Source organism: uncultured Roseobacter sp., from assembly GCF_947495275.1.
Taxonomy (GTDB): Bacteria; Pseudomonadota; Alphaproteobacteria; order Rhodobacterales; family Rhodobacteraceae; genus Roseobacter.
Genome location: NZ_CANLYL010000007.1, coordinates 136,463 through 153,003 on the forward strand (window position 1 = coordinate 136,463; position 16,541 = coordinate 153,003).

Annotated in this window: 20 protein-coding genes; 6 read left to right on the forward strand and 14 right to left on the reverse strand. The window is 57.5% G+C overall.

The genetic code is table 11. The features are described from left to right. Positions 1-60: 60 nt before the first annotated feature. The 3 genes from Q0802_RS14325 to Q0802_RS14335 all read right to left on the reverse strand — a co-directional run bounded on the left by Q0802_RS14325 (position 61) and on the right by Q0802_RS14335 (position 2,654). Positions 61-528, reverse strand: coding sequence for an MOSC domain-containing protein (locus tag Q0802_RS14325; protein WP_298919431.1), 468 nt, complete (start codon positions 526-528; stop codon positions 61-63). 9 nt (positions 529-537) lie between these two features. Continuing rightward, positions 538-1,824, reverse strand: a complete 1,287-nt coding sequence (locus Q0802_RS14330) for an alpha/beta hydrolase (RefSeq protein ID WP_298919433.1) — start codon at positions 1,822-1,824, stop codon at positions 538-540. A gap of 149 nt (positions 1,825-1,973) precedes the next feature. Next, positions 1,974-2,654: a VPLPA-CTERM sorting domain-containing protein gene (locus Q0802_RS14335; RefSeq protein ID WP_298919435.1), complete on the reverse strand. Its 681-nt coding sequence runs from the start codon at positions 2,652-2,654 to the stop codon at positions 1,974-1,976. Between the two features lie 215 nt (positions 2,655-2,869). On the opposite strand from Q0802_RS14335, the gene ettA reads away from it, so the two are divergent. The 3 genes from ettA to cutA all read left to right on the forward strand — a co-directional run bounded on the left by ettA (position 2,870) and on the right by cutA (position 5,860). Continuing rightward, complete coding sequence (gene ettA / locus Q0802_RS14340; RefSeq protein WP_298919437.1) at positions 2,870-4,525, forward strand: energy-dependent translational throttle protein EttA; 1,656 nt, start codon at positions 2,870-2,872, stop codon at positions 4,523-4,525. Between the two features lie 143 nt (positions 4,526-4,668). After that, positions 4,669-5,436, forward strand: a complete 768-nt coding sequence (locus tag Q0802_RS14345) for a hypothetical protein (protein WP_298919438.1) — start codon at positions 4,669-4,671, stop codon at positions 5,434-5,436. Between the two features lie 103 nt (positions 5,437-5,539). Next, positions 5,540-5,860: a divalent-cation tolerance protein CutA gene (gene cutA / locus Q0802_RS14350; RefSeq protein ID WP_298919439.1), complete on the forward strand. Its 321-nt coding sequence runs from the start codon at positions 5,540-5,542 to the stop codon at positions 5,858-5,860. Positions 5,861-5,909: 49 nt separating this feature from the next. On the opposite strand, the gene Q0802_RS14355 is transcribed toward cutA, so the two are convergent. Then, entirely contained in the window at positions 5,910-6,200 is a 291-nt protein-coding gene (locus Q0802_RS14355) for a hypothetical protein (RefSeq protein WP_298919441.1), read from the reverse strand. 118 nt (positions 6,201-6,318) lie between these two features. After that, positions 6,319-6,795 (reverse strand): DUF2938 domain-containing protein, encoded by a 477-nt coding sequence (locus tag Q0802_RS14360; protein ID WP_298919443.1) that lies wholly within the window; start codon positions 6,793-6,795, stop codon positions 6,319-6,321. 550 nt (positions 6,796-7,345) lie between these two features. On the opposite strand from Q0802_RS14360, the gene Q0802_RS14365 reads away from it, so the two are divergent. The 3 genes from Q0802_RS14365 (at position 7,346) to Q0802_RS14375 (ending at position 8,668) form a co-directional block, all read left to right on the forward strand. After that, positions 7,346-7,831, forward strand: coding sequence for a histidine phosphatase family protein (locus Q0802_RS14365; protein WP_298919445.1), 486 nt, complete (start codon positions 7,346-7,348; stop codon positions 7,829-7,831). 162 nt (positions 7,832-7,993) lie between these two features. Next, positions 7,994-8,242, forward strand: a complete 249-nt coding sequence (locus Q0802_RS14370; protein WP_298919447.1) for a hypothetical protein — start codon at positions 7,994-7,996, stop codon at positions 8,240-8,242. A gap of 219 nt (positions 8,243-8,461) precedes the next feature. After that, entirely contained in the window at positions 8,462-8,668 is a 207-nt protein-coding gene (locus Q0802_RS14375) for a cold-shock protein (protein ID WP_007117950.1), read from the forward strand. Between the two features lie 109 nt (positions 8,669-8,777). Here Q0802_RS14375 and Q0802_RS14380 read toward each other — a convergent pair whose 3' ends face one another. The 9 genes from Q0802_RS14380 to Q0802_RS14420 form a co-directional block, all read right to left on the reverse strand. Next, on the reverse strand, positions 8,778-9,044 hold the full coding sequence (locus Q0802_RS14380) for a hypothetical protein (RefSeq protein ID WP_298919451.1): 267 nt from the start codon (positions 9,042-9,044) through the stop codon (positions 8,778-8,780). 118 nt (positions 9,045-9,162) lie between these two features. Beyond that, complete coding sequence (locus Q0802_RS14385) at positions 9,163-10,152, reverse strand: ABC transporter substrate-binding protein (RefSeq protein ID WP_298919453.1); 990 nt, start codon at positions 10,150-10,152, stop codon at positions 9,163-9,165. A 29-nt stretch (positions 10,153-10,181) separates the two neighbouring features. Further along, positions 10,182-11,021, reverse strand: coding sequence for an ABC transporter permease (locus tag Q0802_RS14390; RefSeq protein ID WP_298919455.1), 840 nt, complete (start codon positions 11,019-11,021; stop codon positions 10,182-10,184). Continuing rightward, positions 11,018-11,881, reverse strand: a complete 864-nt coding sequence (locus tag Q0802_RS14395; protein ID WP_298919457.1) for an ABC transporter permease — start codon at positions 11,879-11,881, stop codon at positions 11,018-11,020. Before Q0802_RS14395 ends, Q0802_RS14390 begins: the two co-directional genes overlap by 4 nt. A gap of 57 nt (positions 11,882-11,938) precedes the next feature. Then, a complete protein-coding gene (locus Q0802_RS14400; protein WP_298919459.1) occupies positions 11,939-12,718 on the reverse strand; it encodes an ABC transporter ATP-binding protein in 780 nt (259 codons plus the stop codon). Further along, on the reverse strand, positions 12,715-13,179 hold the full coding sequence (locus Q0802_RS14405) for a hypothetical protein (protein WP_298919461.1): 465 nt from the start codon (positions 13,177-13,179) through the stop codon (positions 12,715-12,717). Before Q0802_RS14405 ends, Q0802_RS14400 begins: the two co-directional genes overlap by 4 nt. Beyond that, positions 13,179-14,639, reverse strand: coding sequence for a dihydropyrimidinase (gene hydA, locus Q0802_RS14410; protein ID WP_298919463.1), 1,461 nt, complete (start codon positions 14,637-14,639; stop codon positions 13,179-13,181). The genes Q0802_RS14405 and hydA overlap by 1 nt, the downstream gene beginning before the upstream one ends. A 1-nt stretch (position 14,640) precedes the next feature. Continuing rightward, entirely contained in the window at positions 14,641-15,159 is a 519-nt protein-coding gene (locus Q0802_RS14415; protein WP_298919465.1) for a hypothetical protein, read from the reverse strand. A 28-nt stretch (positions 15,160-15,187) separates the two neighbouring features. Beyond that, entirely contained in the window at positions 15,188-16,438 is a 1,251-nt protein-coding gene (locus tag Q0802_RS14420; protein WP_298919467.1) for a Zn-dependent hydrolase, read from the reverse strand. Between the last annotated feature and the right edge of the window lie 103 nt (positions 16,439-16,541).

Here is a 16,541-nt window from a genome sequence, read left to right on the forward strand (position 1 = left end):
GCTTTACACAATTCACCCGCGCTTTGAACGGTGATTGCCCTGTGGTGTCAATGGATTGCCTCACAGTGGCGTCACCAACATGTCGAGCGCCATGCCGCCCGGCGTCACCACGCGCGCGCACCAGCCACCATGTCCACGCACGGCTGAATAACCGCCAAAACCCAGAATTTCCTCCATCCGGCTACAGGGCGCACAAATGCCGGTCACTTCAAGAACTGCGTTGCCGATTTGCAGTTGCCGCCCCTTCAATGCGGCAAGGTTCAGCCCTTCTATCACGAGATTTCGACGCAGATCCTGCGCCAGGACCGGGCCCCGTCCCAGCATCGCGCCGATAGTTGTCAGGTGTTCCTGTTGGATCAGCGTTACGCCGCGTTTGACAGATCCCCCGTGATCGCCTCTCAGACCCCGTTCAGTCACCTCGACCTCGTCAACCGATAGCACTTCCGCCCGACGCGCCGGGCGCAACCCTATCCACCGCAGGCGGCCATCCTGCGCGTGACGGGATATCAAATCCTTCAAGTTCTGCATCAGATGCCCTCAGCGATCACTGCCCTCGACAACCAGATCGGGCAATCGTTCCAGCGGATAGTTTGGATGCAATTGCCAAAAACCGTCCTCCCCGTCCTCAAGGGGCCGCAGCGTACCGCCGGGAAAAGCGCGGGTTCTCAACGCGAGAACGATGTCAGAGAGAACCGCCGGATTACTGCGAAAATAGGAATGTCCGCGCCCCTTGACGTTTTCAACGCGTATGAAATGAACCAGACCTTCCTTGCGCAGTTTCTGCAATTCTTCCAGCTTCAGGCTTTCGGAGGTTGCCGAGCCCAATCGCGGCGCATTGGTCAGCAATGACGCAGCCCTCAGCGCCCCGTCATTCGGGTTGATGTAGATATTGATCTGCTCGAAAGCCTCCGAGAAGCGCTCCGCCTCCAGCCGCTGACGGACCACACCGGTATCAAGATCAGCCGCAGCGAGGATCAGGGTTCCGGTTTTCATCGCGATCTTTGGCGGTACCCCGCGTCCCCGGTGATAGATCACCAGTTCGCGCAGAGCTTTGGTCATGACATCGGTGCCGCGGGAATGGGCAACAATATCGATGTCTTCGACTTCCGGAATCTCGGCCAGCAGCCGCAGCAGCTCTTTCGCATGAAAAACACTGAAATCGCCTGCCTCCCGGTCCCGGAAGTACCCCAGAGGTCCGGAATTTCCTGCGGGCCAGGTAAAAGCGACAGGAATGCTGTTGCGCCCCGCATAGTGCCACAGGTTGGCCAAGGTACTGAGAGCACGATCAAAATCATTGCGAACGCCGTGGGTGAAAATCAAAATGCGACCGTTCCCGGTGCGGGCAATCTCCGCGCGGATCGCCTCCTGAAAGGCCTGAGCGCCAGCATTATAGGAAGTGAGCGCGTCGGGTTCAAAGATCAGAGCCCCTTTTTCGCGGCGGTTTGGCAGTGGCACATCCGCAAATCGGACAAGCTCCGTGGCACTTTGCACGTCAAGGCGCGAAATCCGGCGACCACCATCGGTGGAGGTCCGCGCCACAAGGTCATCCCAGTCTTCCGCGCCAAAGCGTACCTGTGCGCTGCCAAGTGCCATAGAGTTCGAGCGGCTGGAGTTATAGGAGATTTCGCCATCCGGGCTCAGCTCGATCGCCCGGTCGGTGACGTAGAACATGCGCGGAGAGACATTGCGCAAAACCGGCGGCACGGCAGCGCTGGGATAGTTTCGCCCTTCCAGGTAAAGATTGGGGGGTGGCGCGAGGGCGACGTTCTGCGGAGCACAAGCCATAAGGATGAGGCAACTGCACGCCAGAAATATACGTCTCATAGTGGCTCCGCCCTGGGTTTCACCCTCTCACGGCTAACATGGAGCCAACATATGTCAAATCACACCCGCCCTCAGGGGAGGAAAAGCGACAGACCATAGCAAAAGGGCTACGCATTTGCGCAGCCCTTCGCCTGTCTTGTTAGTGTTGATCAGGAAGAAGCGCGTCTTTTGCGGCGCGCCACAAATCCCAGACCGCCAAGACCGACAAGCAACAGCGGCATCGTCGCAGGGATCGGCACCGGTGCCACAGCCGTCACGACGCGAATCCAGTCCCCCGGTTCAGTGACCTCCATTGAAACCCGGATGCTGTTGGGCGCGAAGACCAGATAGCCATCATTCGGCGATGCGCCTGTTCCGTTGTTGGATTCCAACCCACGCGCGCCAAGAGGCGCCGTTTGGTAAGTGGTTCCCGCAGCGCCAAGAATTGATGTTGATGCAAATTCCAGCGAACCGCTGCTGTTGGACATGACACCCAGAATGGCGCCGTCGAAGGTCCACTCGACACCAAAATGCTCGCCCCTTGCCCCACCATCGGTGTTGAGGAAGATCATGTGGCTGTTGACCAGCTGTCCCGCGGCAATTGCATCAATGCCTGCGTCCGCGTCCAATGCTGCGTTGAGGAATACGCCCTGCGCTTCATCGAAGCCTTGCATATGCGTATTGGTTACATTGTCATCCAAGGCAAACTCTGGAGCCGCGATGATTTCAGCGGCCCCGCTGCCGCCCGCACCGAAAGCGTCGCCCGCTGTTTGGACCACATCTATGATGGCGGCCTGGGAGGTTGTTGCCAGAAGCATTGTGGCTGCAGATGTTAATAGTAAGCTCTTCATTACTTTCCCTCTCGAATAGTTAACTTTATGGATTCATTTAATAAAAATAAATTTAACATAATCTCGCAAGCATTGCCAGAATTTAACTGGCTCCCCTGCTCTGGCCAGATTTGACCGATCCATTCGCAACACGACCCGCATTCGATCAAAACGCGTTTGCTCTTGTCGGCTTTGCTGCCTAGAAAAGCGAAATCATTTCCGACAGGAGCATTCTCATGGCCGCCTACCAATACGTCTACCATATGTCCGGTGTCTCCAAGACCTATCCGGGTGGCAAGAAATGCTTTGAGAACATTCATCTCAATTTCCTGCCCGGCGTGAAAATTGGCGTCGTCGGCGTCAATGGTGCAGGTAAGTCCACCCTGATGAAGATCATGGCCGGGCTGGACACGGAATTTCAGGGTGAGGCCTGGCATGCCGAAGGGGCCACCGTCGGCTACCTGCCGCAGGAACCCAAGCTCGACGAAAATCTCACGGTGCGCGAGAACGTCATGCTCGCCGTGGCCGGTAAAAAAGCCATTCTCGACCGCTATAACGAACTCGCCATGAATTATTCAGACGAGACCGCTGACGAGATGGCGCAGTTGCAAGACCAGATTGATGCCGAAAACCTCTGGGATCTGGACAGCCAGATTGACGTGTCGATGGAGGCCCTGCGTTGCCCCCCCGATGACGCTGACATCAAGACCCTGTCGGGCGGGGAGGCCCGGCGCGTTGCCTTGTGCAAACTGCTGCTCGAAGCGCCCGATATGTTGCTGCTCGATGAGCCAACCAACCACCTTGACGCGGAAACCATCGCTTGGCTGCAACAGCACCTGATCGACTACAAGGGCACCATTCTGATCGTCACCCACGACCGCTATTTCCTCGATGACATCACCGGCTGGATTCTGGAACTCGACCGCGGCAAAGGTATCCCTTACGAGGGCAACTACTCCGCCTGGCTCGAACAGAAGGCCAAACGCCTCGCTCAGGAAGCCCGCGAGGATAAATCGCGCCAGAAGACCCTCGAACGGGAGTTGGAGTGGATGCGGCAGGGTGCAAAGGCGCGGCAAGCGAAATCCAAGGCTCGTATCAACGCCTATAACGAGATGGCCGAGACCTCGGAGCGGGAAAAACTCTCCCGCGCCCAGATCGTCATCCCCAACGGCCCACGTCTCGGCTCCAAGGTGATCGAGGTCACGGGGCTGGCAAAACACATGGGCGACAAGCAGTTGGTTGAGGGCTTGGACTTCTCCCTGCCCCCCGGCGGCATCGTCGGCGTGATCGGCCCCAATGGGGCGGGTAAATCGACACTCTTCAAAATGCTCACCGGTCAATTGGAACCAGACGCGGGCAGCATCGAATACGGTGACACGGTCGATCTGTCCTATGTTGACCAGAGCCGCGATGATCTGGCCGCGAATGACAACGTCTGGGAGGCGATTTCCGGTGGGGCCGAACTGATCCAACTGGGTGACGCCGAGGTCAACTCCCGCGCCTATTGCTCATCGTTCAACTTCAAGGGCGGCGACCAGCAGAAGAAGGTTGGCCTGCTCTCAGGCGGTGAACGCAACCGCGTGCACATGGCGCGCCTGCTGAAATCAGGCGGCAACGTGCTGCTGCTCGATGAGCCGACCAACGATCTGGACGTCGAAACCCTGCGCGCTCTGGAAGACGCGCTGGTCGATTTCGCTGGCTGCGCTGTGGTCATCAGCCACGACCGCTTCTTTCTGGATAGAATCTGCACCCACATCCTCGCCTTCGAGGGCGAAGCCCATGTGGAATGGTTCGAAGGCAACTTCGAGGACTACGAAGAGGACAAGAAGCGGCGGCTGGGGGCCGACGCTCTCGAACCCAAACGGCTGAAACATAAGAAATTCGTTCGATAAGCCGTCTGATTCGCCCTGATTGAAAATTGCTAGCTGTCGCGCGTGGGGTCTCCGCCTCAGGCGGTTTGTGATATGGTTTGTTTCACGACCCGTGTTCAAAACCCATATTTTGCAGCTATTTCATTTTCGAATAGGAAACGCCAATGGAACCCATTTCCGCGTTGTTACCTCTTATCAACATGCTTCGGCCAACCAAGTCGCCGCATCTTCTGATCTTTTTGTCAGGTATTGTTTGCATCGAGTTATTTGCGGTTGTGGGAGCTGGTGAGTTGGCCAATCAGCTCTTTCACTTTCCGATCTATGCAATCCTGACCATCGCTTTGATACTATCGTTCTACTACCGGCCCCCGGAAATTTCTGGCCTCCACCGTAACCCGGCGCGCGATAGCGGTGCTGAGGCCGAAGAGCAGCCGCAAGATTTATCCGTTGAAGTTGAACATCAGTTCAAATTTGCGCGCGCATTCTGCCTGGTTGCGGGAATTGTGTCGCTCTATTTCTTTGCAGGGCAATTGAACGAGGATCTTTTCGTATATACAGCAATAAGTTACGCAATCATCATCGCACATCTGATGGTGTTTGTATTCTACATGATTTTCAGAACCCTCAAAGAAGAGGGCATGCACCGGTATTCGATTTATCAGATCGGGTTCATCACCGGAATCGTCCTGATTGCACTCAGCCTGTCCTACACAAAAATGAGCACCTCAGCGACTGAGGTCTTTTTTGTTGAAACCGACGTCAATGGAAATGAGATTGTATCAGAATCCGATCAGAGTGCAGATGTGAAAGTCGATGTATGGGCCAGAAACAATTGGGCGTTCTATTGCACCGTCTGGCTGGTCTATTTTTCATTTTGGGTGGGAAGATTACGGCATTTTGTCAGAATAAACATCGTTGATCCGGCGCGGTAAGAGCCAATGGCGCAGCCGATCCCTACCCTTTCGCAGCAGTTGTTTCGGTCTGGCCGAAGGGTGCGGATTTGATTCCTCGGCAGAGCTTCGGCTAACATCTCCCATGCCCATCATCGATATCCTCGTAAACTGCCCCTCTATCCAGATCGCCGACACGATCAGTGCTGCGCTCATTGAGCAACGCCTTGTCGCCTGTTCCAACCGCTATGCGCCTGTGCAAAGCGCCTATTTCTGGAAGGGCAAGGTAGAGCAGGAGGAAGAACATCCGCTCCTTCTGAAAACAAGGCTTGAACTCGCGCAACCGGTCGAAGACGCCATCCGAGCGCTGCATCCCTACGAGGTGCCGCCGATCATTCGCATAAATGTCGATGGGGCCAATCAGGACTACGTCGATTGGGTCCACGCCGTCACCCGCAGCCCGTGAGCAGTTCTGCGGTCACTTGGTCGAGCTGTCACAATGTGCGGGGAAGCGGCTAGACTTCCGCAACCACGCTCCCTCTCATCTCGCCGGTCATGCGGGCGAAATCTTCGCTATGGACCTTGTCGCGAACCTCTTCGATGGCGCGTTCGGCGGCATCACGGGTCGCGCTGTCCGGCCATTCGGTAATCGCGGCACTGGTCCGATCACTCGTACGCACGACCGTGACGCGACTGGCCCCCAATGCTCTTAGCGCCGGCAGACGCTTTTCCGAGATCGCCCGCAAAGAGACATCGTAATCCGTGCCGTCCGCGATCTCCCATGTAGTGATGGTGACATAGCGCATGGTTCCCCTCCACTCTGATGTCAACGGATGCAAGCATAGCATTTTTCGCAGAGAAATGACAGCGGCGGCGCATTTCCTATCTGGCAAATATGATCAGAACCATGCGGTCAACGGGCAGCTAGAGCAGCGCACCCAGCCATAGACCAAAGCCAAAGACCGTATGTGCGGCAAGGCCCAGCCCACGTGCTTTCCAGGGTTTTGGCGTTTTTGAAGCAGCCCACCCCAACCCCATTCCCGGGTGCAGGAGGAACCAGCCAAAGCCCACGGTCAGGACCGCGAATATCCAGGCGGGCAGGAACGTCGGTGCGGAAAGCCAATCGGCGCCCATGATCAAAGCCAAAGCCACCCCGTAAGCGGCACCAACCGCGTAGTGAAACACCCAGCCGATGGCCAATTCGCCCGCGACTGGCGTCGCCTCGCCGATATCGTCGTGAAACAGCCGACCTCTGGGCATATGCCCAACCCAGCGCCCCACCATAGCCCAATTGGGTGTCGGTTGACCCGCCACCCGGCGCAGAAAGAGCGCCCAAACGTCCATCGCGACAGTGGCGATGAGCCCCATGAAAACCCCGGTCATTACAATGGTATCTGCCAAGTGACATTCCCGCCTTTGTGCAATTCAGGGGTGTTCTGACATGTCCGCTGCGGGTTGACCAGCCCGCCCAAAGACGATGCAAGCCTTAGCGTTCGGACAAAAAACGGGCCGGTACAAGACCGGCCCGAGAGGGGAAGAAGACAACGCAGGGGGAGAAACTGCGTGGCCTGAATTAAATGGCAGCCCAGTCAGTGAAACGCCATTTTGAAGGGCATTTCGGACCGGGACGACGGTGAACCGGGCTGCCACCCGTTGCACGCCAGGAAGAGGTGCGCGGAACCGGGGAGATATCCGGGGTAATATCCCCGGGGGCGTCATGAAAATCAGTCACTCGTGTCATAATCGTTACTCCACTTCCGAGGAGGAATATATCACCCCGGCTCACAACCTCATTCAACATCAAGTTGACGCTGCGGTATGTGAAGCGGATCACACAACGGCAAAAAATTTGAAATTTTTTAACTTTTTTGTGCTGTCAATCGAACGAACCGCGCCAGCAAGGATCATTCTAACACTTGATTGGGATTGCATTGCCTTTCAGACTCGCCCCATGTTGACCCGCCGCGACGCCCTCTGCCTTTTTGCGCTTGCCCCACTGAGCGCCTGCGTGATGTCCGGCATTCCGGGCAGCGCCCGCACAACGATCATATTGTTGAGGCACGCTGATCGCACTGGCGACAATCTCAACAGTTTTGGCGTGGCGCGCTCAGAGAACCTGCCCAATGCACTCGCCGGATACCAGCTCTCCGCAATCTTCAGCCCGGACATTCCGCGTAATCTGGAAACAGCCAAACCACTGTCACAGGCAACCGGTTTGCCGATCACGGTGATCCCCAAGGAATTCGCAGGCAGCACAATGAGCCGGGCCTACCCCAACGGAACGGTGGTCTGGATCGGAAACAAGGGCAACCTGCGCACGATCTGGGAAGAATTGGGCGTACCGGGCACCGCTCCCCAGGAATACGGGGAGATTGGGATCGTGACGCTGCTCCCTGATGGGGGCAGGCAGGTAGAGCGTTTGGTGGTCAACGCCTGAGGCAAAGCTAATTTACTGCAATCTGAGATTCTGAATTTTCCGCCAATTTTATGGAAAATCGCCTCGAACCCGCACAGAATCCACACCAAGATGCCCCATTTTCGCCCCAGCTTAACCTTTGGTTAGGGGTTAGATGGTTGTCTGTTCTGAGGAGGATTTGAAATGGCTATCATTTCGGCCCTGATCGGTGGCTTAGGCGGCTTTTTTTCATTCGCAGGCGCCTTGCTTGTCTTCAAGACATCTTTCCTGACCGCCATATCTCTTTACGTCATTGTCGGTTTGGGGATTTCTGCAAGCCTCATTGCCATTGGTTTAGCCTGGCGTGGCTTGTCAGGTCTTTCAGCCCAACCTGCAGAGATCGTTGCGCAATCCGCGCACGTCCCTGCCACCTCCAAATCTCTTCTACACTGACGACAAGTATCTGAAAAATCAGAAAGCTGATGGCGGGCCCTGGAATGGCCCGGCCCCGTATTTTTCTTGCCAGACGGGAAGTCATCTGTCATACGCCGCATCGCAAACGTTATTCTTTTTCGACCTGCTGTCTCCTGAAGGCGGTCAGTCTTCGATCCAGACCGACCACGCCAGGCTATCGCAAGACCGCGGATAGCACGATCATAGGAGACCACGGATATGGCCACAGGCACCGTGAAATGGTTCAACACTACAAAAGGCTTCGGCTTTATCGCACCTGACGGTGGCAGCAAAGACGTGTTTGTGCACATCTCTGCCGTTGAGCGCGCAGGCCTTACAGGTCTGGCCGACAACCAGAAAGTGACATTCGACATCGAAGCAGGCCGTGACGGCCGCGAAAGCGCGACAAACATCGCCCTCGCCTAAGTGTCGATACCGACCTGAACAAGAAAACCGGCCTTTCTATTGGCCGGTTTTTTTATGCCTGTCATGCGCAACTGCCCCTGAAACGGAATTTTTCCGCCGACAGTAGCGGCTACTTCAGCAAGACCTGCCAAATCAACAGACTGGGCGCAAGCATTGCGAAACCGATGCAAAACAGCTTGGCGATATGCGACACTTTTCCAAAAGAACCATTGCCCAATGCACCTTCGCCGTAGCCCAGAACGCTGGCCATGACGGCATAGCCGCGGGCCTCTTTCTGGCGTTTCTCGGCTTCGATCCCCGCTAGAGCCCGTCCGTTAACGCGCATTTGGCGCTCTTTTTCGGACAGCTGGCTTTCAAGACTTTCCATATTGCTCATGTCACTCGTTGCTCCCGTTGCTTGCCAAGAGAGATGGGGTGCAATTGGCCCTTGTCCAGTCAGCAACACATAAAAAAGGCCAGCTCAACGCTGGCCTTTCTCGAAATGCGCAACCCAATCAGTTAAGCGCCTTATCCGTGATGGCATGAGTCCAGGCCCCTTCGGGCGCTTTGGAGATCACCGGATCCGATCCGCCCGACAACAGCGAGGCAACCGTGCGTTCATAATCCGCCGGATCAAGCGCACCGTTGCTGCCTGCAGTCAGCTTGGCAATCTCGCCCATCATACGTTTCTGGTGTTTCTCGGTCTGAGCGCCGCTGGCATCGTTGTCGAGCACGATCTCAGCCGCTTCATCCGGGTTCGCCTCGGCGTATTTCCAGCCCTTCATGGAGGCGCGCACAAAGCGCACCATTTTGTCTTCAAACGCCGGGTCCGCGAGCTTGTCTTCCAGCACGTAAAGCCCGTCTTCCAGCGTCGCAACGCCCTGGTCCTCATACTTGAAAACGGTCAGATCATCCGGCGTGAGGCCCGCGTCAATAACCTGCCAGTATTCATTGTAGGTCATGGTCGACACGCAGGCCGCCTGGCTTTGCAGCAATGGGTCCACGTTGAAGCCCTGCTTGAGCACAGTCACACCATTGTCGGACCCGTCGGTCGGAATATCCAGTTTACTCATCCAGCTCAGGAAGGGGAATTCATTGCCGAAAAACCAGACCCCCAGGGTCTTGCCCGCGAAATCATCCGTACTGGTCACGCCTGCGTCCTTGCGGCAGGTCAGCATCATGCCCGAGGATTTGAAGGGTTGCGCGATATTGACCATGCCCAGGCCCTTTTCGCGGGCGGCCAGAGCGGCGGGCATCCATTCCACGGTGACATCTGCACCACCCCCGGCAAGCACTTGCGTGGGCGCAATATCCGGCCCACCGGGTTTGATGGTCACGTTCAGGTCTTCTTCCTCGTAAAACCCTTTGTCGAGCGCCACATAGTAGCCTGCGAATTGCGCCTGCGTGACCCATTTCAACTGCAGGGTCACATCATCTGCGGCCTGGGCAGCAGCGCCCCAGAGCCCCAGAGCGGCCCCGGCGGCCAGCGTTGTCAGTTTTTTCATCATACTCTCCTTTGTTGGTCGTCTTCTTTTTAATGACGTTGCGACGGGTGCCAGAATGTCACTGCGCGCTCAATCAAGGCAACCCCTCCGTAAAATGCGGACCCTACGATCGCGGCCACCACGATTTCCGCCCAGACCAAATCAAGCGCCAACTGGCCGACGGATGTGGAAATGCGAAACCCCATGCCACGGATGGGCGAGCCAAAGAACTCCGCGACAATGGCCCCGATCAGCGCCAGCGTGCTCGCAATTTTCAGCCCGTTGAAGATGAACGGCATCGCCGCAGGCAGGCGCAGTTTGCGCAAGGTCGTCCAGTATCCGGCCCCGTAGGTGCGCATCAGGTCGCGCTGCATGGCCGAACTGTCCGAAAGCCCCTGCACGGTGTTCGCCAGCATCGGGAAAAACACCATAACCACCACCACAGCCGCCTTGGATTGCCAATCAAAACCGAACCACATGACCAGAATGGGGGCCATGCCGATCACAGGCAACGCCGCGACGAAATTGCCCACCGGCAGCAGCCCGCGCCGCAGGAAATCGAACCGGTCCACCAGAATGGCCACCAGAAACGCCGACCCGCAACCCAGCACATAGCCGCTCAGCGCGCCCTTGATCACGGTCTGGACGAAATCTTCCCATAAGATGTCGGTGGAGGCAGCAAACCGCGTGGCAATCATCGATGGTGCCGGTAGCAGCACTGGGCTGATTTCGAACCCGCGCACGACGCCTTCCCAGATGACAATCAGGGTCAGGCCAAAAACGATTGGTACCGCCAGACCGGTAAACCGGGTTCTGGGGCGCGCGGACAGCCGGGCATTGATCCACCAGCCCAGGGCCCAGACGGTAATGGCAAAAGCGATCCAAATCATGCCATGCCCATGCGTCTGAGGGTCAGGCGTTGCACGACCCCAATGATCCCGACAAGCGTCGCGGCAAGGGCCGCAGCCATGATCAGAGCCGACCAGATCTGAATCGTCTGCCCGTAATAGCTGCCCGCCAGCAGGCGCGCGCCCAGCCCCGCCACGGCACCGGTTGGCAGCTCACCCACAATCGCCCCCACCAGCGATGCCGCCATCCCGATTTTCAGCGAGGTAAACAGATAGGGCATCGAGGAGGGCAGGCGCAGCCGCCAGAAGGTCTGATGCGGGCTCGCGTTCCATGTGCGCATCTGATCAAGCTGCATCGTGTCCGGGCTGCGCAGCCCCTTGACCATGCCCACAACCACCGGAAAGAACGACAGATACATGGAGATCATCGCCTTGGGCAGCAACCCCGAAACGCCCACCGCATTCAGTACCACGATGATCATCGGCGCGATGGCCAGAATGGGGATGGTCTGGCTGGCGATGACCCAGGGCATCACTGACATGTCCATCGTCCGGTTGTAGACGATCCCCACCGCCAGCGCGATGCCGAGCCCGGTGCCCAGAGCAAAGCCCAGCAAAGTGGCGCTCAGCGTGATCCAGCTGTGATAGATCAGCGAACGTTTGGAGGTGATCTTTTTCTGGGCGGTCGTCTTCCAGATCTCAGCCCCAACCTGATGCGGCGCGGGCAGTTTCGGTTTCTCCTGGCTCCAGGTATCCGCGATCAGCGTCTGCGTTGTCAGTTCCGCACCCGACCGCGTGGCCTTGTCATACGCCCAGGGCGCATTGAGCCAGATCGCAGCCACATACCAGATCAGAAAGATCGTACTCACGACCGTCAGAACCGGAAGAAAGCTTTGCCTCATCCAATGTCTCCCAGCAGGTCGATGCACTTGAACGAATGGAACAGGGGCGAGTTGCGATCAGTCATCCACATGCCCCGCCCGCAGCCCTTCACGCACCCGGTGCGCCACCTCCAGAAACGCCGGCGTGTCGCGGATATCCAGCGGGCGGTCTTTCGGCAGCGGGCTCTCGATCACATCGGTGATCCGGCCCGGGCGCGGCGACATCACAACGATCTTGGTGCTCAGATAGACCGCTTCGGGGATCGAATGGGTGACAAAGGCGATGGTCTTCTCCGTGCGCGCCCAGAGCTTCAGAAGCTGTTCATTCAAATGGTCCCGCACAATCTCATCCAGCGCGCCAAAGGGTTCATCCATCAGCAGGATATCCGCATCAAAAGCCAGCGCCCGCGCAATCGAGGCGCGCTGCTGCATGCCGCCCGACAATTGCCAGGGAAATTTGCGTTCAAACCCCGCCAGTTCGACCAGTTCCAGCACCCGCGCCACGCGCGCGTCCATGTCCGCCTTGTCATACCCCATGATCTCCAGCGGCAGCCGGATATTGCCGCCAATGGTCCGCCATGGATAGAGCCCCGCCGCCTGAAACACGTAGCCATAAGCCCGCGCCTTACGGGCCTCCGCAGCACTCACCCCGTTGACGGTGATCTGCCCACCCGTGGGGTGCTCCAGATCGGCCATGCAGCGTAGGAATGTCGTTTTACCACAGCCCGACGGCCCGATGAAACTGACAAACTCGCCCGCGTTGATGTCCAGCGAAACGTCCTTAAGCGCGTGTACGGGGCCGTCGTTGGTTTGAAAGGTGAGGTCCAAGTTTTGAGCGGAGATAACACTCTGGTTCATGGTTCGCTCCCCACACCACAAAAGAATAAAGATACAAGCGCTGCAACGATCGCAGCAAAGCCAGCCAAAGTGGTTGAGAAATCTGTCGAAATAGGTGTGTTAACCACAGAAACAAATGGATGATTAAAGCTGAAGTCGAGGTGACATGAAATAAAAACGCTGACAAAAGCGGCCAGCGCGCAACCAACGATGAACGCCAACCAGGCAGACACCAATCGTTTTAAGAATCGCTGCGAAAGGTACATCGTGGCAGCCGCAATTAAAGTCACCGGAACGAAAATGCTCGCTAGAAGCGGCAGTCCGAAAAACAATGTAAGGCCGAACAGGCCTGCAGCCTCTGGACCTCCGATCAGCAGCGGGAAACAAACGAACGTCACAATCATTGATACGAGAAAGACGAGGCCAAATCTTTCGCCTAGCTCTCTTTCCTTTATTTGTTCCTCAGTTGGACGTCGAAACATCAAATCCCCGCCGGGATATTCAATGGGTCGCGCTGGATCATCTTCGGCGCGGTCAGCGCTTTCCACTTGCTCAGCGCTTCAGAGGCCGAGGAGAACGCCGGGCGCGGGATGAACCGACCGCGTCCCGGGTTAGGCTGTGAATTCTGCCCCCAGGCCCAGATGACCTCGCCCCGGTTCAGCGTGTACCGGCTCTGCGCCTTGACCTCGAAACCCTCGAAAACGTTGTAATCCAACACGGAATGATGGTTCGACGGCGAGATTGTCTTGGTGATTTTTGGGTCCCACACAACGATATCCGCATCTGCCCCCTCAACGATGGCTCCCTTGCGCGGGTAGATGTTGAGAATTTTCGCCACATTGGTCGAGGTCGCCGCGACGAACTCATTGGGGGTCAATCGCCCCGTCTCCACGCCTTCAGTCCAAAGCACGGCCAGACGTTCCTCCAGCCCGTTCGATCCGTTGGGAATGATCCGGAAATCGTCTCTCCCTGCGCGTTTTTGCTCCGTATTGAAGGCCGCATGATCGGTCGCCACAACCTGCAACGACCCGGCCTGCAAGCCCGCCCAGAGGCTGTCCTGATGATCTTTTGAACGGAAGGGCGGTGACATCACCCGACGCGCGGCGTGATCCCAGTCCTTGTTGAAATACTCAGATTCGTCCAGCGTCAGGAACTGGATGAGCGGCTCGCCGTAAACCCGCATGCCCTTTTGTCGCGCGCGCCGGATCGCCTCATGCGCCTGCTCGCAGGACACATGCACAATGTACAGTGGCACGCCCGCCGCATCGGCAATGGTGATCGCCCGGTTGGCCGCCTCGCCCTCGAACTCCGGCGGGCGCGAATAGGCATGACCTTCGGGCCCGGTGATCCCCTGATCGAAATATTTCTGCTGCATCTCGGCCACCAGATCGCCGTTCTCCGCATGCACCATGGGCAGCGCGCCAAGCTCCGCACAGCGCTTGAAGGAGGCGAACATCTCGTCGTCCTCGATCATCAGCGCGCCCTTGTAGGCCATGAAGTGTTTGAACGAATTCACGCCCATTTCGACGGCGTCTTTCATTTCGTTAAAGACGTTTTCATCCCAGCCGGTGATCGCCATGTGATAGCCCACATCGGAACAGATCTGCGGCGCGGATTTACGGTGCCACTCATTGATCGCGTTCTTGATCGACCCGTCGGCCCCCGGCAGACAGAAATCGACCACCATCGTGGTGCCGCCCGCCGCTGCGGCCCAGGTGCCGCTCTCGAAGGTTTCGGCCGCCGTCGTCCCCATGAAGGGCATCTCCAGATGCGTATGCGGGTCAATCCCACCCGGGATCACATAGGCCCCTTCCGCGTCGATATAATCATCGCCCTTGAGGTCCTCGCCGATCTGCTTGATCACTTCGCCTTCGATCAGAACATCGGCTTTCCACGTCCGGTCCGCCGTGCAGACCATGCCGCCTTTGATCACTTTGGTCATTTCATTTCTCCTCTTTTTCAGGGCAATCAAATGCCACTTTGACCTGACTCGGGCCGACATCCGGCACCGCCGCCTCATAGATCAGCGAGCATCCAGGGTAGCGGCCGTCCTCCGCTAAAAACGGCGTCCCAGGGTAGTCCGTTGTGCGGTTTTGGCCAATCGTGAATGTAGCGTAGTCAGGGTAGGTACTTTGAAAAAATCCAGCGAAAAGAGCGCGCATTCCGGTTTCGCAGTTCATGACCGACGCCCCTTTTTCCAGGAGAACCGAGTTGCCGCTAGGCACACACTGCATCTCTTCGAATAGGGTCGCGCCCTGCGACAACAAATCAGCGGCCTTTTTGGCATCGCCAGCTTCCAACTGTGAAATTACTTCACTTTTCGTGCCTTCGGGCAATGTCTGTCGTAACGCCGATCCCAATTCCTTGGCGATCAATTGATTGCCCCTGTCTGCAATAATGAAACCCAAGCCGTAACCTGCCGCAGCAATCCCGAGTGCCGCGGCGACGCCACCAAAGATCATTCCGAAGGACTTTCCTTGCGGCATATCTCTACCCCACAATCTCCGCCGTCTCGACCACCGCGTGCAGTAACACATCTGCACCCGCTGCGGCCCAGTCCTTGGAAATCTCTTCCGCTTCATTGTGGCTCAACCCGTCCACACAGGGGCACATCACCATGGCCGTGGGGGCGACGCGGTTGATCCAGCAGGCGTCATGACCTGCACCCGAGATGAGATCCCTGTGGGAATATCCCAACCGTTCCGCCGCCGCGCGCACCGCGCCGACGCAGCCCTCATCGAAGGCCACCGGATCGAACCCGCCGACCTTCTCAAAGGCAATCTCCAGCCCCATGTCGTCGGCAATCTTCTGACCTTCGACCCGCAGACGCGCCTCCATATCCTCGATCACGCTCAGATCGGGCGAGCGGAAATCGACTGTGAAGACCACCTTGCCCGGGATCACGTTGCGTGAATTGGGATAGACGTCGATATGCCCCGCAGCGCCCACCGCATGGGGCGCATGGCTCCAGGCGATCTCGTCCACTTTCTCCAGCACGCGCGCCATGCCCAGCCCGGCATTCTTGCGCATCGGCATCGGGGTCGAGCCGGTGTGGCTTTCCTTGCCGGTGATCGTCACCTGCGTCCACGAAAGCCCCTGCCCATGGGTCACCACGCCGATATCCTTGCCCTCAGCTTCCAGAATGGGTCCCTGTTCAATGTGCAACTCAAAAAAGGCATGCATCTTGCGCGCGCCAACTTCCTCCTCGCCGCGCCAGCCGATGCGTTTGAGCTCATCGCCGAATTTCTTGCCCTCCGCGTCCACCCGGTCATAGGCCCAATCCTGCGTATGAATGCCGGCGAAAACGCCCGACGACAGCATCGCAGGCGCGTAACGCGTGCCTTCCTCATTGGTGAAATTGGTCACGACAATGGGGTGTTTTGTCTTCACCCCCAGATCGTTCAGCGTGCGGATGATCTCCAGCCCGCCCAGAACACCCAGAACACCGTCATATTTGCCACCCGTCGGCTGCGTGTCGAGGTGGCTGCCCACATAGACCGGCAGAGCATCGGGGTCCGTCCCTGCGCGATGCGCAAACATATTGCCCATCTGGTCGAGCCCCATGTCGCAGCCCGCCGCCTCGCACCAGCTTTGAAACAGCGCCCGGCCTTCGCCATCTTCATCCGTAACTGTCTGCCGGTTATTGCCGCCTGCCACGCCGGGTCCGATCTTGGCCATTTCCATCAACTTGTCCCAAAGACGGTCTGGGTTGATTTTCAGGTTCTGTCCGGGCGCGGGCATGGCTGGGGTCCTTCCTGGCGGTAGTTTTCATTGACCAGCGGCAAATTTTACCATTTGGTAAAGACACGATTGCGATTAGGCCGGATCAAGTCAAGACTTCCTT

Excerpts from the sequence above, each read along its gene's own strand:
- Q0802_RS14400 (WP_298919459.1), bottom strand. The coding sequence starts at position 12,718 with ATGAACCAGAGTGTTATCTCCGCTCAAAACTTGGACCTCACCTTTCAA.
- Q0802_RS14395 (WP_298919457.1), bottom strand. The coding sequence starts at position 11,881 with ATGAGGCAAAGCTTTCTTCCGGTTCTGACGGTCGTGAGTACGATCTTT.
- Q0802_RS14325 (WP_298919431.1), bottom strand. The coding sequence starts at position 528 with ATGCAGAACTTGAAGGATTTGATATCCCGTCACGCGCAGGATGGCCGC.
- Q0802_RS14415 (WP_298919465.1), bottom strand. The coding sequence starts at position 15,159 with ATGATCTTTGGTGGCGTCGCCGCGGCACTCGGGATTGCTGCGGCAGGT.
- Q0802_RS14335 (WP_298919435.1), bottom strand. The coding sequence starts at position 2,654 with ATGAAGAGCTTACTATTAACATCTGCAGCCACAATGCTTCTGGCAACA.
- Q0802_RS14365 (WP_298919445.1), top strand. The coding sequence starts at position 7,346 with ATGTTGACCCGCCGCGACGCCCTCTGCCTTTTTGCGCTTGCCCCACTG.
- Q0802_RS14375 (WP_007117950.1), top strand. The coding sequence starts at position 8,462 with ATGGCCACAGGCACCGTGAAATGGTTCAACACTACAAAAGGCTTCGGC.
- Q0802_RS14345 (WP_298919438.1), top strand. The coding sequence starts at position 4,669 with ATGGAACCCATTTCCGCGTTGTTACCTCTTATCAACATGCTTCGGCCA.
- Q0802_RS14405 (WP_298919461.1), bottom strand. The coding sequence starts at position 13,179 with ATGTTTCGACGTCCAACTGAGGAACAAATAAAGGAAAGAGAGCTAGGC.
- Q0802_RS14355 (WP_298919441.1), bottom strand. The coding sequence starts at position 6,200 with ATGCGCTATGTCACCATCACTACATGGGAGATCGCGGACGGCACGGAT.
- Q0802_RS14380 (WP_298919451.1), bottom strand. The coding sequence starts at position 9,044 with ATGAGCAATATGGAAAGTCTTGAAAGCCAGCTGTCCGAAAAAGAGCGC.
- ettA (WP_298919437.1), top strand. The coding sequence starts at position 2,870 with ATGGCCGCCTACCAATACGTCTACCATATGTCCGGTGTCTCCAAGACC.
- Q0802_RS14330 (WP_298919433.1), bottom strand. The coding sequence starts at position 1,824 with ATGAGACGTATATTTCTGGCGTGCAGTTGCCTCATCCTTATGGCTTGT.
- cutA (WP_298919439.1), top strand. The coding sequence starts at position 5,540 with ATGCCCATCATCGATATCCTCGTAAACTGCCCCTCTATCCAGATCGCC.
- Q0802_RS14370 (WP_298919447.1), top strand. The coding sequence starts at position 7,994 with ATGGCTATCATTTCGGCCCTGATCGGTGGCTTAGGCGGCTTTTTTTCA.
- Q0802_RS14390 (WP_298919455.1), bottom strand. The coding sequence starts at position 11,021 with ATGATTTGGATCGCTTTTGCCATTACCGTCTGGGCCCTGGGCTGGTGG.
- Q0802_RS14385 (WP_298919453.1), bottom strand. The coding sequence starts at position 10,152 with ATGAAAAAACTGACAACGCTGGCCGCCGGGGCCGCTCTGGGGCTCTGG.
- hydA (WP_298919463.1), bottom strand. The coding sequence starts at position 14,639 with ATGACCAAAGTGATCAAAGGCGGCATGGTCTGCACGGCGGACCGGACG.
- Q0802_RS14420 (WP_298919467.1), bottom strand. The coding sequence starts at position 16,438 with ATGCCCGCGCCCGGACAGAACCTGAAAATCAACCCAGACCGTCTTTGG.